Origin of the sequence: Streptomyces sp. SID11385 (assembly GCF_010548245.1) — a bacterium.
Taxonomy (GTDB): domain Bacteria; phylum Actinomycetota; class Actinomycetes; order Streptomycetales; family Streptomycetaceae; genus Streptomyces.
Genome location: NZ_JAAGLR010001181.1, coordinates 14,015 through 31,504 on the forward strand (window position 1 = coordinate 14,015; position 17,490 = coordinate 31,504).

A 17,490-nucleotide genomic window follows, 5' to 3' on the forward strand; every position below is an offset into this window, starting at 1 on the left:
GTCCCTGCCTCCCCATCCGTTGCGCGCCTGTTGTGGCGCCGAACCAATTGTGCCCACGGACCGACGTAATGCACGACACGCGGCGAGCGCCGAGGGTTGTGCCCGTTTAGCGGCCGAGCCGTCCGCGCACCATACCGATCATGGAGTTGAGCTCTGCGATCCGCATCCTCCGGGCTGCCACGTAGAAGACCCCGAGCAGGGCGATTCCGCCCACGACCAGGGCGACCAGTGCGCCGCCCGCCCCGTTGCCCAGCGCCTTGAGAAGGGCGTAGGCGAGGCCGCCTCCGACGAGGGCGGCCGGGATCGACGCGCCGATGAGCCGCGCGTAGGTCCGTACGACGTGCGCTCCGTCGAGATCGCCGCCCAGCCGCTTGCGCAGCCGTCGCCAGGCGATGCCCACGCCGACGACGTAGGCGAGCCCGTAGGAGCCGGCCATCCCCGCGACCGCCCAGCGGGCGGGAAGCACGAGGAAGCACAGCCCGGAGGCCGCCGCGTTGGTCACGGCGACGATCACGGTGTTGTAGAAGGGGGTGCGGGTGTCCTCGTACGCGTAGAAACCGCGCAGGACGACGTACTGCACCGAGTACGGGATGAGGCCGAGGCCGAAGGCCATCAGCACGAAGCCGATGCCGCGCGCGCCCTCACTGCCCGAGCCCGCGTAGAGCAGCAGGGTGGTCGGCACACCGAGGGCGAGGAACGCGAAGGCGCACGGCACGATCGCGACGGCGGAGGTGCGCAGCCCGTACGAGATGTCCTCGCGGACCGCGGCGGCGTCGCCGTCCGCCGCGGCGCGCGAGATGCGCGGCAGGACGGCGGTCATGACCGACACCGTGATGATCGCCTGCGGCATCTGCCAGAGCAGCAGCGCGTAGTTGTAGGCGGTGATGCCGGTGCCGGTGACGCCGTGCTTCTCGGCGGCGTGCCCGGCGGCGGTCGCGAGCTGGGTGACGACGACCATGCCGAGCTGGTTGGCGAGGACGAAGAGGAAGGTCCACTTGGCGAGGCCGATCGCCTTGCCGAGGCCGTGGCCGCGCCAGTCGAAGCGCAGCCGCAGCTTGAAGCCGGCGTCGCGGAGGTACGGGATCATCGCGAGCGCCTGCACGACGAGGCCGAGCAGGGTGCCGATGCCGAGGAGCCGGACCCCGTCCGGGGTGACGTTCCCCGCGCTCACGCCGGAGGAGGTGTAGCCGCCGAAGACCCAGATGAACGCGCCGAACGTGGCGATGATGACGATGTTGTTGAGGACCGGGGTCCACATCATGGCGCCGAAGCGGCCCCGCGCGTTGAGGATCTGCCCGAGGACGACGTGGATGCCCATGAAGAACATCGTCGGCAGGCAGTAGCGGGCGAACTCGATCGCCACCGCGCGCTGCGACGGGTCGTTGGCGATCTCCGTCGACATGAGCCGGATGAAGAGGGGCGCGGCCAGGACGCAGACGAGGGTGACCGCGGCCATGAGCGAGACGACGAGGGTCAGGAGCCGGTTGGCGTACGCCTCGCCGCCGTCGTCGTCGTTCTTCATCGCGCGGACCAGCTGCGGGATGAAGACGGCGTTGAGCGCGCCGCCGCCGACGAGGACGTAGATCATCGTCGGCAGGGTGTTGGCGACCTGGTAGGTGTCGTTGAGCGTGCCGACGCCGATCGCGCCGGCGACGACGAGGGTGCGCAGGAAGCCGGTGATGCGGGAGACGATCGTGCCCGCGGCCATGAGCGCGCTGGACTTCAGCAGGCTCGTCGCGCGGTTGGTCTTGGCGGGCGCGGCGGCGGGTGCCTCGGGCTCGGGTTCCGGTACCGGCGGCTGTCCTGGCGGCGCCCCGTTGCCCTGCTGGTCGCGGTAGAGGTGGGCGAAGGCGTTCTGCTCCTCGCCGGGGCGCCCTCCGATGATGCGGTCGACGCCGACGAACTTGGTCGTGCGCGGGTCGTCCCCGTACGGCAGGTGCTGCGGGGGGCCTTCGGGCTCGGGAGCGGGGGTCCGCGCCCACAGGCGGGGGTCGGGGCCTTGGGGAGCGGGGGGCGGGGAGCTGTGGAGCGGGCCGTTGTCCTGGTACGTGCCGGGCGGTGGCGGGGGGTGCGCCGCGCGGTCGTAGTACGCCTCGGTGACGGGGTCCTGGGCGTAGGGGTTGTGGCCGCCGTAGGGGTCCTGCTGGTAGGCGTCCTGGAGGTAGGCGTCGTGGGGGTGCGGAGGCTGGGCGGCCTGCGGGGGCGGCGGGTACTGCTGGGGGGCCGGCCCGGGGTACGGCTGTGCCGGGCCGGGCTGCGCGGCGGGACCGTCCTGCCCCGGGGGCTGCTGCCCGTCCGGGGCCGGGCCGCTCGCGCCCTGCCCGCGGTCACCGTCGTACGGCGCGTTCATGGTCTACCCCACCTCATCGTCCCCTGGCCCGGGAGCCACGACATTGCTCAACGGTCCACTCTCTCACCCGTACCGGAACGCTCGATGTTTTCGCTTCCGGTGTCGGGGCCCGCCGGGGAGTCCTGCGGCGGGTTCTCCGCGGGGGGCGCCGGGGCGTCCGTGGCGGGGCCTTGCGGCGCGTCCTCGTTGGTGGGGGCGGGGCCGCCGTCGCCGGGGCCCTGCGGACCGGGTGCGGTGTCGCCGCCGCCGGTGCCGTCCTCGCGCGCGCGGCGCTTGCGCTGGGTGTACATCCGGAGCCCGGCGAGGACCAGGAGCAGGACGCCGCCGGCGATGATCAGCATGACGGTCGAGGTGACCTCGGTGGCGTCCACGCTGAACTCGACGGGCTGGCCGTAGGGCCGGTTGTCGTCGGTGACGAGCTGTGCCTTCACCTGTACGGGGCCGTTGGCGTTGATCGTCGTGTCGAACTTCACCGTCTGGCTGTGCCCGGCGCCGATCTTGATCGTGCGTTCCTCCCAGGGCCGCTCGCCGATCTTGAGGCGGGTGGGCTTGGTGGAGGTGAGCCGCACCTTGAGGTGGTGCGCGTCCTGGAGCAGGTTGTTCTGGACGGTGACCGGGATGGTGGCGCTGTGGCCCGAGAGCTTCGCGTCCGTCTTCGGGATGAGGCGCACCTGGCGGACGAGCGAGTCGAGGTAGCCGCGTACGTCCGTGCGGTACGTGGCCGCCTGACCGGCCCGGCCGCGCCACGAGGTGGCGACGGCGCGGTCCATGGCGAGACCGAACGGGGTGATGACGCGGTCCGGCCTCTGGAGGATCTCCTGGAAGCTGTCGAGCCCCTTCTGCGTGGTGTGCAGCGAGGTGAAGGCGGCGGTGGGCAGTTCCTGCTTGCGCAGCGCCTTCGGGTACGCGGAGCGCGCCGGCACTCGTGTGTTCGCCTGCGGGTCGGCCTTGGTCTTCGCCGCCTTGTCGAGGTCCTGGGAGAGCGACCAGCGGCCGCCCTGGAGGGCGCGCACCGCGGTGGCCATCGCCTCGGCCTGGGCCGTCGTGGGGGTGCGCTGGGGGGCGATCACGACCGTGCGCTGCTTCTGCTCGTCCTGGCGGGTGAGGGCCAGGCTCTGCGCGAGGAAGCGCTGTACCGCGAGCGTGGCGCTCTGCGGCGAGTCCATGGAGCCCTCGAAGGCGGTGGACAGGCGTGTGTCGGTGACGACCGCGGTGATGCCGCCGCCGATGGGCCGGGCCGCCGAGGGGGTGTACAGGAGGCTGTCGGGCTCGCTCAGGCTGTCGTTGCGCGTGATGACCTTCGTCGCGCCCGCCGAGGTGGCCACGTCGACGATCGAGCGGTCGATCGCTCCGTCCACGGGCCAGGCGTACTCCGTGCTCACCTTGAGGTCGAGATCGGTGTCCGGGATCGACAGGGTGATCCGGCCGACGTCCGTGGCGGTCTTGAGCCGGGCGAGGGTCGTGGGGATCTTGGCGCCGTTGTGCGCGATCGAGGCGAGGTCGGGGTCGCCGTACGGCAGGGCGATGACGGAGTGCCCCTTCAGGGCCTTGCCGAGTCCGTTGAGCCAGTTCGTCGCGGCGTCCTTGTTCTCCTTGGACCCCGCGACGGTCTTCCCGTCCTTGGCGGCGAGCCGGTAGCCGTTGGCCATGTCGGCGACGGTGTTGACGAGGTCGGGGTCGATCACCCACGTGACGTCGAGGCTCTTGCCGAGCGAGACCATCCGGTCGAGACGGCCGCCGGGAAGGATCTCCTTCGCCAGGTCGTCGTTCTCGAAGACGTTGTTCTGGTCGTCGTCGCCACCGCCCACGGTGCGGGCGCCGACGTGTGCGGTCGAGATGAGCGGCCACAGGACGGTCGTGCGGGACTGACGGGCGGTGGGTTCCGGCTGCCAGGGCAGATACGTGCGCTTGATCCCGAGGACCTGCTCCTGCCACGGGACGCTGCTGGTGCGGCCGTCGAAGGAGACGCCGATCTGGTAGACGCCGTCGGCGCCGAGCTGGAGGTCCTTGACGGGAACGGAGAGGGAGAAGGACTCCTTCTCCTTCGGCTTCAGCTTGTCGACCTTGTGGTCGTACTTGTCGGCGATCTCGTTGCCGTCGAGCCCCGGGGTGTAGCCGGAGCGCTCGTCGGCGGCGTCGATCGCGCTGCGGCTGCCGAGGAGCTGCCCGACGCGCAGGGCGACGTGCGCCTCGGTGATGGTCTGCTTGCTGCGATTGGTGAGCGTCCCGGTCACCGTGACGGTGTCCCCGGCCTCGGGGGCCTCGGGCGTCAGCCCGGTGAGCTGGATGTCGACCGTACGGGAGCCCGTGGGCTCGGCGGCGGCGGGCTGTCGCGGGGTGTCCGCCTGGGCGGGGGTGAGCTGGGCGAGGAGCCCGAGAAGGGGCACCGCCGCCGTGACCGCCATCACTCGTCGCAGCCGTCGCCGGGCAGGGGAGGGGCAGGGGGTTCGATGGGTAACTGCCGCCTCGGCCACGCGCTCGCCCGTCCTCGTCGTCGTCAGTGGTCGGTGGTTGTCGCTTGATGCGTCCACGCATGGTAACGAGGCCGGCTGGGCCGAAGTGCCGCGGAGTGGGCTGGGCGATCTTGTGAAGGCCGCAGGCAGGCGCTCCGGCGCGATTCGGAGGGGGAGGCGGGGCCACGTACCCTCTCCTGTTGTGCCGAACGCCAACCATGACCCCAGCAGTGCACTGAGCCAGGTGCAGCAGCGCGCGGTGAGCGAGCTGCTGCGTGTCTCGCCCGTCGCGGACGAACTCGCCCGTCGTTTCGAGGAGGCCGGTTTCACACTGGCGCTGGTCGGGGGTTCGGTACGGGATGCCTTGCTGGGCAGGCTCGGCAACGACCTCGACTTCACCACCGATGCCCGGCCCGACGACGTGCTCGCCCTGGTACGGCCCTGGGCGGACGCGGTGTGGGAGGTGGGCATTGCCTTCGGCACGGTCGGCTGCCAGAAGGCGGCGCGCGTCGGCGAGGAGGAGCAGAGCTTCCAGATCGAGGTCACCACGTACCGCTCCGAGGCCTACGACCGAAGCTCCCGCAAACCGCAGGTCTCTTACGGCGACTCGATCGAGGAGGACCTCGTCCGGCGGGACTTCACCGTGAACGCGATGGCGGTGTTCCTGCCCGAGAAGCGGTTCGTGGACCCGCACGGCGGTCTGGGCGATCTCGCCGCCAGGGTGCTGCGTACGCCGGGCACCCCCGAGGCGTCGTTCTCGGACGATCCGCTGCGGATGCTGCGCGCGGCGCGCTTCGCCGCGCAGCTCGACTTCGAGGTGGCTCCCGAGGTGGTCGCGGCGATGACCGCGATGGCCGAGCGCATCGACATCGTCTCGGCGGAACGGGTCCAGGGCGAGCTGAACAAGCTGCTGCTCTCGGCCAACCCCGTGAAGGGGCTGCGGCTCCTCGTCGACACCGGTCTCGCCGAGCGTGTGCTCCCCGAGCTGCCCGCTCTGCGCCTGGAGAGCGACGAGCACCACCGTCACAAGGACGTCTACGAGCACTCGCTCACCGTTCTGGAGCAGGCGATCGACCTGGAGGAGGACGGCCCCGACCTCACTCTGCGCATCGCCGCCCTCCTCCACGACATCGGCAAGCCGAAGACGCGCCGCTTCGAGAGCGACGGCCGGGTCTCCTTCCACCACCACGAGATCGTGGGCGCCAAACTCGTCAAGAAGCGGCTCGCGGCGCTCAAGTACTCGAACGAGCTGATCCGGGACGTCTCCCGCCTCATCGAGCTGCACCTGCGCTTCCACGGCTACGGGACCGGCGAGTGGACCGATTCCGCGGTCCGGCGGTACGTCCGCGACGCGGGCCCGCTGCTCACGCGGTTGCACAAGCTCACCCGCTCCGACTGCACGACGCGCAACAAGCGCAAGGCCAACGCCCTGGCCCGGGCCTACGACGGCCTGGAACGGCGGATCGAGGAGTTGCAGGAGCAGGAGGAGCTGGACGCGATCCGGCCCGACCTCGACGGCAACGAGATCATGGCGCTCCTCGACGTCCCGCCCGGCCCGGTGATCGGCAAGGCGTACGCCTTCCTCCTCGATCTGCGGATGGAGAAGGGCCCCCTCGGCAAGGAAGCGGCTGGCGAGGCACTCAAGGAGTGGTGGAGCACTCAGCAGCGGTGAGTGCGCGAGTGGTCGCGGAATGTTCCACGTGAAACATCGGGCTGCCCGGGCTGCGGCGACTCCGCGCGATGTTTCACGTGAAACATCCTCGGATGCCCCATAGATGTTTCACGTGAAACATCGGCCTCAGCTCGCCCGCGCCGGTACGCGCAGCGCCCGTCCGGCGAGCGCGGCCACGCCCGCGTAGATCACCGCCACTCCGAGGACGAGCGTGACGGACCGTCCGTCCCCCGGCAGAACCAGGGCGGAGGCTCCCGCGGCACCGACGAAGGCGACGTTGAAGAGCACGTCGTAGACGGAGAAGACCCGTCCCCGGTAGGCGTCCTCGACCTCGGACTGCACCACGGTGTCGGTCGCGATCTTCGACCCCTGGGTGATGACGCCGAGGAAGAAGGCGAGCGCCATCATCAGCGGCTCGACGAAGAACGGGCCCGCGAGCCCGACGAGCACCGCCGCGAGGGCCGCGCAGCCCGCGATCCAGCCGAGCGGGCCGAAACGGCGGATCGCCCACGGACTCAGCAGCGCCGCCACGAAGAAACCCGCCGCCGAGAGACCGAGGGCGACCCCGAGCAGGGCGAGCCCGTCCTCCTCCGTCGTCGACCACGCGTACCGGCAGAGCATCAGCACGGTGACGGTGAGCGCCCCGTAGCAGAAACGCAGGAGGGTCATCGCGGCGAGCGAGCGCGCCGCGGGGCGGCGGGCGGGAGCGGCGAGGTGGCGCAGGCCCTGGAGGAGCCCCTGCGCGGACGAGGTGAGCGCGGCGCGTACGTGGGCGCGGGGGCGTTCGTCCAGGCCCGGGCCGAGCGCGTCGACCGGGATGCGGAGCGCGGCGAGCGCGGCGGCGAGGTAGAGCGCGGCGCCGAGCAGCAGGACAGCGGCGTCCCAGTCCCAGCCGAGGAGCCGGACGAGGAAGGCGAGACCACCGCCCGCCGTGGCGGCGAGAGTCCCGGCCGTCGGGGAGAGCGCGTTGGCCACGACGAGGCGGGGGCCGTCGACCACGCGCGGCAGCGCGGCCGAGAGCCCGGCGAGGACGAAGCGGTTGACCGCGGTGACGCACAGGGCCGCCACGTAGAAGAGCCAGTCCGGGATGCGGGCGAGGATCAGGACGGCCGTGAGCGAGGCCAGCAGCACACGCAGCAGGCTCCCGTACAAGAAGACCTGGCGGCGTCGCCAGCGGTCGAGGAAGACGCCCGCGAAGGGGCCCACGAGGGAGTACGGGAGCAGCAGGACGGCCATCGCGGAGGCGATCTGACCCGGGGTCGCCTGCTTCTCGGGGGAGAAGACGACGTAGGTGGCGAGGCCGACCTGGAAGACACCGTCCGCGGCCTGGGAGAGCAGCCGCACCGAGAGCAGGCGGCGGAAACCTCCCAGCGTCAGCAGGAGACGGAGATCGGGGACGACAGCCATGCGGCACAGCTTCACATGCGGAGCGGCGGGCGCCGCGTGCGGGAGGAGCGGTGGGGAGAAAACCGGGGGATGATCAAGCGCCAGCGGACCCCTTCACGTTCGCGCCCCCTTCGGTCGCGGTACGGCGAAGGGGCCCGTACCGGTGCGGGTACGGGCCCCTTCGGACACGCGGTTTCCGGTGCTCACCCCGCGAGGGACGAGGAGCCGGACGGAGCGTCAGCCGCTCAGCGCTCGACCTCGCCGCGGATGAACAGCTCCACGTTCTCGCGGGCTTGGTCGTCGAAGTACTGCACGGGCGGGCTCTTCATGAAGTAGCTGCTCGCGGAGAGGATGGGGCCGCCGATGCCGCGGTCCTTGGCGATCTTCGCGGCGCGGAGCGCGTCGATGATGACGCCGGCGGAGTTCGGGGAGTCCCAGACCTCCAGCTTGTACTCCAGGTTCAGCGGGACGTCGCCGAAGGCGCGGCCCTCAAGGCGCACGTAGGCCCACTTGCGGTCGTCGAGCCACTGCACGTAGTCGGACGGGCCGATGTGCACGTTCTTGGCGCCGAGGTCCCGGTCGGGGATCTGCGAGGTGACGGCCTGCGTCTTGGAGATCTTCTTGGACTCCAGGCGCTCGCGCTCCAGCATGTTCTTGAAGTCCATGTTGCCGCCGACGTTGAGCTGCATCGTGCGGTCGAGGACGACACCGCGGTCCTCGAAGAGCTTCGCCATCACGCGGTGCGTGATGGTGGCGCCGACCTGCGACTTGATGTCGTCGCCGACGATCGGGACACCGGCCTCGGTGAACTTGTCGGCCCACTCCTTGGTGCCCGCGATGAAGACGGGGAGGGCGTTGACGAAGGCGACCTTGGCGTCGATGGCGCACTGGGCGTAGAACTTCGCCGCGCTCTCGGAGCCGACCGGCAGGTAGCAGACGAGGACGTCGACCTGGCGGTCCTTGAGCACCTGGACGACGTCGACCGGCTGCTCGCCGGACTCCTCGATCGTCTCGCGGTAGTACTTGCCGAGACCGTCGAGGGTGTGGCCGCGCTGCACGGAGACACCGGTGCTGGGCACGTCGCAGATCTTGATGGTGTTGTTCTCGCTGGCGCCGATGGCGTCCGCGAGGTCGAGACCGACCTTCTTGGCGTCCACGTCGAAGGCGGCGACGAACTCGATGTCCTTGACGTGGTAGTCGCCGAACTGCACGTGCATGAGACCCGGGACCTTGCCCTTGGGGTCGGCGTCCTTGTAGTACTCGACGCCCTGCACCAGCGAGGCGGCGCAGTTGCCCACGCCGACAATGGCTACGCGAACCGAACTCATTCCGGTTGCTCCCTGTGTGATCTCTGAGTCCTATGAGAGCCGCGGTGCTGCGGTCTCAGGTGGGTGTGCCAGGCGAATCCGGCCGGGAGTCGCTCCCGGGCCGGGGCAGATCGCCCGGCGCTCCCTTCTGCCGCTCCGCGTCCCCCGGCCGGGAGGTCCGCAGGTCGCGGCCCACGCGCTCGCTCTCGATCAGCTCGTTGAGCCAGCGCACCTCGCGCTCCACGGATTCCATCCCATGGCGCTGGAGTTCGAGGGTGTAATCGTCAAGACGCTCCCGGGTCCGGGAGAGTGAGGCCCGCATCTTCTCCAGGCGCTCCTCCAGCCGGCTGCGACGCCCCTCCAGGACGCGCATGCGCACATCCCGGGAGGTCTGGCCGAAGAACGCGAAGCGTGCGGCGAAGTGTTCGTCCTCGTAGGCGTCCGGGCCGGTCTGGGAGAGCAGCTCCTCGAAGTGCTCCTTGCCGTCCGCGGTCAGCCGGTAGACGATCTTCGCGCGCCGCCCGGAGAGGGCAGTGGCGGGTTCGCCCGGGGCGGCAGCCGACTCCTCGGCGAGCCAGCCCCGTGCCACCAGCGTCTTGAGGCAGGGATAAAGCGTTCCGTAGCTGAAGGCCCGGAACACCCCCAGCGAGGTGTTGAGGCGCTTTCGCAGCTCGTAGCCGTGCATGGGGGATTCGCGCAGCAGGCCGAGGACGGCGAATTCAAGGATGCCCGCACGTCGGCTCATCCTCTCCTCCTCCTTCCTCCGGACCGCCGTAGCGCGTCTTTATCTCGTGCTGATGTATCGACTCGATACATCAGCACGATAGAGCGGTGTCCCCGTGACGACAAGTGGGGGCCTCGTGACCGGCGTCACATCGCTGTGAGGATGAGAGCAAGTTGCCTGTTTTGGGGTGAACTTCGGAGTCTGTGAGCCGAGCCGGTGCGTAGTCTGGGCGCCATGCTGTCCACCGGGAACCATGAGGCGCCCGGGAACGTCGTCGTCCCAGACGTAGTGCGCGCGAACCCGCTCGGGGCTCCGCGCCACGACGGGGGAACCGCTTCAGTCGCCGTTTCCAGGCGCGTAAGCCTGCGCCTGCCCGAGGAGTAGTCGTTCGATGAGCGAGCACCGTCGCAAACCGCCGCAGCCGGAAGGCGGCGGACGGGCCGCGGCCCGACGCGCCCGTTCCGGGAATACGGGACGCCGGGCGACGCCCGGTGGTTCCGCCCCTTCTTCCTCCGCGCACGGCTCAGCCGGTGTGGAGCCGCCGTCCCACGGAGGTGGACGGGCCGAGGCCCGGCGCGCGGCCCAGCGCGGCAACGGCGGGCGCAGGCGGGCGGCCCCGGCCGGCGGCCAGGGCGGGGGCAGGCGCGGCGGCCCCCCGGCGAAGAAGCGGTTCATCGACTACCCCCGGGCGGGCAAGGACGGGGTCGGGCGCTGGCTCCCCTCGTGGAAGCTCGTCACCGGCCTCTTCGTCGCCTTCATAGGCGGAATCATGGGCATCGCGGGCATCGCGTACGCGATGGTCGAGGTGCCCGACGAGGCGTTGAGCGCGAAGGCGCAGAACAACGTCTACTACTGGGCCGACGGCAGCCAGATGGTCGCCACGGGTGGGGAGAGCCAGCGCAACCGGCAGATCGTCCCCCTCGACCAGATCGACAAGTCGATGCAGTACGCGGTCATCTCGGCGGAGAACAAGTCCTTCGAGACGGACAGCGGCGTCGACCCCATGGGTATCGGCCGCGCGCTCTTCAACATGGCCAAGGGCGGTCAGACGCAGGGTGGTTCGACCATCACCCAGCAGTACGTGAAGAACGCCGTGCTGGACGATCAGGAACAGACCCTGAGCCGCAAGTTCAAGGAACTGTTCATCTCGATCAAGGTGGGCACGACCAAGAGCAAAGACGAGATCATGGCGGGATACCTGAACACCGCCTACTACGGCCGCGGTGCCTACGGCATCCAGGCCGCCTCGCGCGCGTACTTCGACAAGGACGCGGTCAATCTCAACGCGAGCGAATCGGCGCTTCTGGCGGCTGTCCTCAAGGGCGCCACGTACTACGACCCGGCCGGGGTCGCCTCCGACCATCCGGCGGAGACGACGAAGGAAGCCAACACGGCCCGCGCCAGGAAGCGCTGGAGCTGGATTCTGGACGAGGAGGTCAAGGACGGCCACCTCAGCCAGACGGAGCGCGCCGAGTACAAGGATCTGCCGAAGACGAAGCCCCCGCGGGCGAACAGCGCGCTCGGCGGTCAGGTCGGCTACCTCGTGGAACTCGCCAACTCCTGGGTGACGAGTCACAGCGAGGACACGGGCATCACCCAGAACAAGCTGAACCAGGGCGGCTACCGGATCTACACGACCTTCAAGAAGGACCGGGTCAAGGAACTGGAGAAGTCCGTCACCAAGGTCCACGACGAGCACATCGACCCCGACAAGCGCGAAGAGGACAAACACGTCCAGTTCGGCGGGGCTTCGGTCAACGCCAAGACCGGCGCGATCGAGGCCATCTACGGCGGTACGGACGCCCTCAAGCACTGGACAAACAACGCCGACGTCACCGGCGCGCAGGTCGGTTCGACCTTCAAGCCGTTCGTGCTCGCCGCCGCGATGGAACACGGGGTGCGCGACCCGAAGCTGGGGCCCGATCAGGACGACTCGACGCGTACGCCCGTCTCCCAGATGAGTATCTACAGCGCCAAGAACAAGCTGAAGATCAAGAAGTACGACGGCACCATCTGGACCGACAAGAACGGTGACCAGTGGCTCCAGACGAATGACGGCGGTGAATCGCCCAACGCGAAGGACAACTACCGCATCACCCTTCGCGAGGCGATGCAGCACTCCATCAACTCGGCCTTCGTCCAACTCGGCATGGACGTCGGTCTGGACAAGGTCAAGGACGCCGCCATCAAGGCCGGCATCCAGGACGGTCCGAACATCTTCGCGAGCAACAACTACCCCTCGTTCTCCCTCGGCACCTCCTCCCCCAGCGCGATCCGCATGGCCGGGGCCTACGCGACCTTCGCGAACGAGGGGCAGCAGAACGATCCGTACTCGGTGACCAAGGTGGAGAGCGAGAAGGGCACGCTCTTCCAGTACAAGAAGAAGAGCAAGTCGGCCTTCCCCAAGCCGGTGGCCGACAACGTGACAGACGTGCTCAAGAACGTCGTGGACAAGGGCACCGGTACCTCGGCCGCGATCCCCGGCCGGGCCGTGGCGGGCAAGACCGGTACGACCGACGGCAACAAGTCCGCCTGGTTCGTCGGCTACACCCCGCAGGTCTCCACCGCGATCGCGATGTTCCGCTTCGACGACGACGCGAAGAACAAGCAGCGGAAGTTCGAGGAGATGTACGGCACGGGTGGCGAGACCTCGATCCACGGTGCCTCGTTCCCGGCCGAAATCTGGAAAGACTTCATGACGCAGGCGCTCAAGAACACGCCGGACGAGGAGTTCCCGAAGCCCGAGAAGATCGGCGAGGTCGTCGAGACCGTCGACGCGCCGCCGTCCCCGAGCATGAAGCCCTCGCCGACCGTCACCAAATCGCCCTCGGAGTCGCCCTCGGAGTCGCCCTCGACCGAGGCGCCACCGAGTCCCTCGATGACGGAGACGAAGAACACCTGCGCTCCCTTCGACTTCAACTGCCAGCACGGCGGTGACGACGAAGGACCTGGCGGCGGTGAGGACCCCGGTGGTGACAACCAGGGGCCGGGTCAGACCTCCGGGCCGCCCTCACCCTCGCTGCCCGGTGAAGAAGATCCCGGGGACGGAGACGGGGAAGACAACGGCTGGTTCAAGCCGTGACCACGCCGCTCCGATGTTCCACGTGAAACTTCGGAGCGGCGGATGTTCCACGTGAAACATCGAGGAACTGGATGTTCCACGTGAAACATCGGTGACTCGGATGTTCCACGTGAAACATGGGTGGTACGCCCGAGTCGGGCATACGAGGGCCGCGGTACCGACGTCCGGTACCGCGGCCCTCGCCGTCTTCCGGCCTCGCGTGGTGTTCCCCGCACCCGCCGCTCAGGGACGTACGGCAGGATGGCCGTCATGACGAGTACCCGCGTGCAGCAGTCCGGGCCGGTGCTACCCACCGAGGAGGACGCCGTCGCCGCCGAGGGCAGCGAACTGCTCGGCGGCCCGGTGGGGCGTCATGCCCTGCTCGGCTCCACGTGGTGGACGCCGGTACGGGTCGTCGCGCTCGTCGCGCTGGGGCTCTTCGCGCTCGGCATGGTGCAGAAGATCCCCTGCTACAACGGCGGCTGGTTCTTCGGTGCGAACGCCCAGTACACGCACGCCTGCTACTCCGACATCCCCCACCTCTTCCAGGGGCGCGGCTTCGCCGACGGGCTCGTCCCCTACTTCGACCGGCTCAACGGCGACATGGAGTACCTGGAGTACCCCGTGCTCACCGGAGTGTTCATGGAGGTGGCCTCCTGGCTCACCCCGGGCGGGGACGACCTCGTCCACCGTGAGCAGGTCTACTGGCTGGTGAACTCCGGGATGCTCATGATCTGCGCGGTGGTCCTCGCCGTGTGCGTCGCCCGCACCCACCGCCGGCGCCCCTGGGACGGCCTGCTCGTCGCCGTCGCCCCCGCCGCCGCGCTCACCGCCACGATCAACTGGGACCTGCTCGCCGTCGCGCTCACGGCCGTCGCGATGCTCCTGTGGTCCCGCAAGCGCTCCTTCGGCTTCGGCGTCCTGCTGGGGCTCGCCACCGCCGCGAAGCTCTACCCGGTCCTCCTGCTCGGCCCCGTGCTGCTGCTGTGCTGGCGCACGGGCCGCTGGCGGGAGTTCGGCAGGGCGCTGGGCGGTACGGCGGCGGCGTGGCTCCTGGTGAACCTTCCCGTCATCCTCCTCGCCCCCGACGGCTGGGCGAAGTTCTACACCTTCAGCCAGGAGCGCGGCGTCGACTTCGGTTCGTTCTGGCTCATCCTGTCCCAGCGGCTCAGCTCCCCGCCGAGCACCGACACGATCAACACGCTCGCGACACTGCTCATGGTGCTCGCCTGCGCCCTCCTCGCCGTGCTGACGCTCACCGCTCCGCGCCGGCCGCGCTTCGCCCAGCTCGCCTTCCTCGTCGTCGCGGCCTTCATCCTCACCAACAAGGTCTACTCGCCGCAGTACGTCCTCTGGCTCGTGCCGCTCGCCGCGCTCGCCCGGCCGCGCTGGCGGGACTTCCTCATCTGGCAGGCAGGGGAGGTCCTGTACTTCCTCGGCATCTGGCTCTACCTCGCCTACACGAGCGGCGGGAAGGGCGCGATGGGGCTCTCCCAGGAGGGCTACCACCTCGCCATCTGCTGCCACCTGCTCGCCACGGCCTACCTCTGCGCGGTCGTGGTGCGGGACATCCTGCTGCCCGAGCGCGATCCCGTACGCGCCTCCGGCGACGACGACCCGTCGGGCGGAGTCCTCGACGGGGCACTGGACCGGCACGTGTACGGACGTGCCGCGCGGCCGCCCCAGCACGGCGGCGGGACCTACACGGACTGGGGCAAGAGGCCCGAGGAGCGGACGGAGCGGTTCGCGGACGAGGAGTCGTAGCGCCGGGCCCGCGCGGAACCGCCGCGGGCCGGAGCCGCACGGCGGCAGACGCCGTACCCGCGGTCCGTACCCGCGGTCCGTACCCGCGGTCCGTACCCGCGGTCCGGACCGCGCTCACTGCTCGACGAGCCGGTCGTACTGCGTCGTGGTGTGCCGCAGGTGCGCCACCAGTTCCTCGCCCACCTGCGGTTCGGGGGCGTCGGCGGGCACGAAGAGGATCGAGACCTGCATGTGCGGCGGTTCCGCGAACCAGCGCTGCTTGCCGCCGTGGACGAACGGCGAGAGGTTCCGGTTGACCGTGGCCAGCCCGGCCCGCGCCACGCCCTTCGCGCGCGGCATCACGCCGTGCAGCGCCTTCGGCGCCTCAAGGCCCACGCCGTGCGAGGTGCCGCCCGCGGCGACGACGAGCCAGCCGTCCGAGGTCGCCTTCTGCTGCCGGTAGCCGAAACGCTCGCCCTTCGCGACCCGCGTCACGTCGAGGATCGTCCCGCGGTACTGGGTGGCCTCGTGGTCACCGAGCCAGAGCAGGGTCCCGATCCGCGCGCGGAACTTCGTCTGCGGGAACTGCTGGCTCAGCCGGGCCAGTTCCTCCGCCTTGACGTGGCTCACGTACATCGTGTGGAGCGGCAGCCGTGCCCCGCGCAGCGCGTCCATCCACGCGATGACCTCCTCCACCGCGTCCGTACCGTCCGTGCGGTCGAGCGGCAGGTGGATCGCGAAGCCCTCCAGGCGCACGTCGTCGATCGCGGTGCCGAGGGCCTGGAGGTCGCTCCGGGTCACGCCGTGCCGCTTCATCGAGGACATGACCTCGACCATCACGCGCGCGCCCACCAGGGCCCGGACGCCGTCCACCGAGGAGACGGAGCGGATGACGCGGTCCGGGAGCGGCACCGGCTCCTCCCCGCGCCGGAACGGGGTGAGGACCAGCAGGTCGCCGCTGAACCAGTCCTTGATCCGCGCGGCCTCGTACGTGGTGCCGACGGCGAGCATGTCGGAGCCGAACCGGGTCGCCTCCTCGGCGAGCCGCTCGTGGCCGAAACCGTAGCCATTGCCCTTGCAGACCGGGACGATCCCGGGGAACTGTTCGAGGACGTGCTTGTGGTGTGCCCGCCAGCGCGTGGAGTCGACGTAGAGCGTGAGCGCCATGGCCGGTCCCGGACCTTTCTTCTAGCTGTGTGGTGCAGGTGGGGGGAGTCGTGCCGCGGGGGAAACCGGCGGGGGACCGGCGCGGCGACGCGGCGAAGGGGGATCAGCGCCGCGACATGTAGAGGTCGAGCGCCTTGTGCAGCAGCTTGTTGAGCGGGAAGTCCCACTCCCCGAGGTACTCCGCGGCCTCTCCCCCGGTACCCACCTTGAACTGGATGAGGCCGAAGAGGTGGTCGTTCTCGTCGAGCGAGTCGCTGATGCCGCGCAGGTCGTAGACGCTCGCGCCGAGCGCGTAGGCATCGCGCAGCATCGCCCACTGCATCGCGTTCGACGGGCGCACCTCACGCCCGATGTTGTCCGAGGCGCCGTACGAGTACCAGACGTGCCCGCCGACGACGAGCATCGTGGCCGCCGAGAGGTTCACCCCGTTGTGGCGCGCGAAGTACAGGCGCATCCGGTTGGGGTCCTCGCTGTTCAGCGCCTGCCACATGCGCTCGAAGTACGGCTGCGGGCGGGGCCGGAACTTGTCGCGGAGCGCGGTGATCTCGTAGAGGCGCTGCCACTCGCCGAGGTCGTGGTAGCCGCCCCGGACGACCTCCACGCCGGCCTTCTCGGCCTTCTTGATGTTGCGCCGCCACAACTGGTTGAAGCCCTTGTGGACCTCCTCCAGCGAGCGCCCCGCGAGCGGCACCTGGAAGACGTAGCGGGGCTGGACGTCGCCGAAGCCGGCGCCGCCGTCCTCGCCCTGCTGCCAGCCCATCCGGCGCAGCTTGTCGGCGACCTCGAAGGCGCGCGGCTCGATGACGTCCGCCTCGATGTCGCGCAGCCGCTTCACGTCCGGGTCCTGGATGCCCTGCTTGATCGTCGGCGCCTTCCACCGCCGGATGACGACCGGCGGGCCCATCTTCACCGAGAAGGCGCCCTGCTTCTTGAGGTGCGTCAGCATCGGCTGGAGCCACTCGTCGAGGTTCGGCGCGTACCAGTTGATGACCGGGCCCTCGGGCAGGTAGGCGAGGTAACGCTTGATCTTGGGGAGCTGCCGGTAGAGGACGAGCCCGGCGCCGACGAGCTGCCCGGTCTTCTCGTCGATCCAGCCGAGGCTCTCGGAGCGCCACTCCGACTTCACGTCTGCCCAGGCGGGGACCTGCATGTGGCTGGCCGCGGGCAGGCTCTGGATGAAGGCCAGATGGTGCTCGCGGCTGATGGTCCTCAGGGTCAGGCTCATTCGGGGCGCTCCTCGGGCTGGTGTGTCCCCATCGGTACAGGGCTCCGGCTCTCGCGCCGAAGCCTACTGCGCCTGTCCGGGGCGCTCACTGGGCCGTACCGCTCGCCGGGGCGGGTGCGGAAGCGGTGATATGGCCAGGCGGGGACTCCGACAGGGCGGCGCGCGCTGCTCCAGCCGGGCGACGCGGAGAAGGGACGGGTCCGTCCGTAGCGGGCAGAGCAGGGCTTTTCATGCGGAGACGGGGCGCTCTACGTCGTACGGGAAGCGGGGACGGCGGTGCTGCGGACGGAGGCGTGGTGGGCGGGACGGCGGTACGCGAGCGGGGTGGACGTCGTTCGTGGCGGCAGCCCCGCGGCCCGTGGCGCCGGGGCTCCGCCGCTGGTGAGCGGGCGGATTCCGGCG

General features: G+C 69.9%; 10 protein-coding genes. 3 read left to right on the plus strand and 7 right to left on the minus strand.

All coding sequences use genetic code 11. The features are described 5' to 3' along the window. Positions 1-106: 106 nt before the first annotated feature. Positions 107-2,350: a murein biosynthesis integral membrane protein MurJ gene (gene murJ / locus G3I42_RS36150; RefSeq protein WP_164291875.1), complete on the minus strand. Its 2,244-nt coding sequence runs from the start codon at positions 2,348-2,350 to the stop codon at positions 107-109. 47 nt (positions 2,351-2,397) lie between these two features. Continuing rightward, positions 2,398-4,755: a DUF6049 family protein gene (locus G3I42_RS36155; protein ID WP_164291876.1), complete on the minus strand. Its 2,358-nt coding sequence runs from the start codon at positions 4,753-4,755 to the stop codon at positions 2,398-2,400. Between the two features lie 250 nt (positions 4,756-5,005). Here G3I42_RS36155 and G3I42_RS36160 point away from each other — a divergent pair, with 250 nt between their 5' ends. Further along, positions 5,006-6,475: a CCA tRNA nucleotidyltransferase gene (locus G3I42_RS36160; protein ID WP_343244755.1), complete on the plus strand. Its 1,470-nt coding sequence runs from the start codon at positions 5,006-5,008 to the stop codon at positions 6,473-6,475. 126 nt (positions 6,476-6,601) lie between these two features. On the opposite strand, the gene G3I42_RS36165 is transcribed toward G3I42_RS36160, so the two are convergent. The 3 genes from G3I42_RS36165 to G3I42_RS36175 form a co-directional block, all read right to left on the minus strand. Next, on the minus strand, positions 6,602-7,882 hold the full coding sequence (locus G3I42_RS36165) for an MFS transporter (RefSeq protein ID WP_164291877.1): 1,281 nt from the start codon (positions 7,880-7,882) through the stop codon (positions 6,602-6,604). Positions 7,883-8,106: 224 nt separating this feature from the next. After that, positions 8,107-9,189 (minus strand): inositol-3-phosphate synthase, encoded by a 1,083-nt coding sequence (locus tag G3I42_RS36170; protein ID WP_164291878.1) that lies wholly within the window; start codon positions 9,187-9,189, stop codon positions 8,107-8,109. A 55-nt stretch (positions 9,190-9,244) separates the two neighbouring features. Beyond that, complete coding sequence (locus tag G3I42_RS36175) at positions 9,245-9,913, minus strand: PadR family transcriptional regulator (RefSeq protein ID WP_164291879.1); 669 nt, start codon at positions 9,911-9,913, stop codon at positions 9,245-9,247. A gap of 370 nt (positions 9,914-10,283) precedes the next feature. Here G3I42_RS36175 and G3I42_RS36180 point away from each other — a divergent pair, with 370 nt between their 5' ends. Beyond that, on the plus strand, positions 10,284-12,974 hold the full coding sequence (locus G3I42_RS36180) for a transglycosylase domain-containing protein (protein ID WP_203607786.1): 2,691 nt from the start codon (positions 10,284-10,286) through the stop codon (positions 12,972-12,974). Positions 12,975-13,214: 240 nt separating this feature from the next. Then, entirely contained in the window at positions 13,215-14,717 is a 1,503-nt protein-coding gene (locus tag G3I42_RS36185; protein ID WP_164291881.1) for a glycosyltransferase 87 family protein, read from the plus strand. 114 nt (positions 14,718-14,831) lie between these two features. Here the strand turns inward: G3I42_RS36185 and G3I42_RS36190 are convergent, their stop codons facing one another. Next, positions 14,832-15,863: an alanine racemase gene (locus G3I42_RS36190; protein WP_164291882.1), complete on the minus strand. Its 1,032-nt coding sequence runs from the start codon at positions 15,861-15,863 to the stop codon at positions 14,832-14,834. Between the two features lie 103 nt (positions 15,864-15,966). Next, entirely contained in the window at positions 15,967-17,088 is a 1,122-nt protein-coding gene (locus G3I42_RS36195; RefSeq protein ID WP_164291883.1) for a peptidoglycan bridge formation glycyltransferase FemA/FemB family protein, read from the minus strand. Positions 17,089-17,490: the final 402 nt, after the last annotated feature.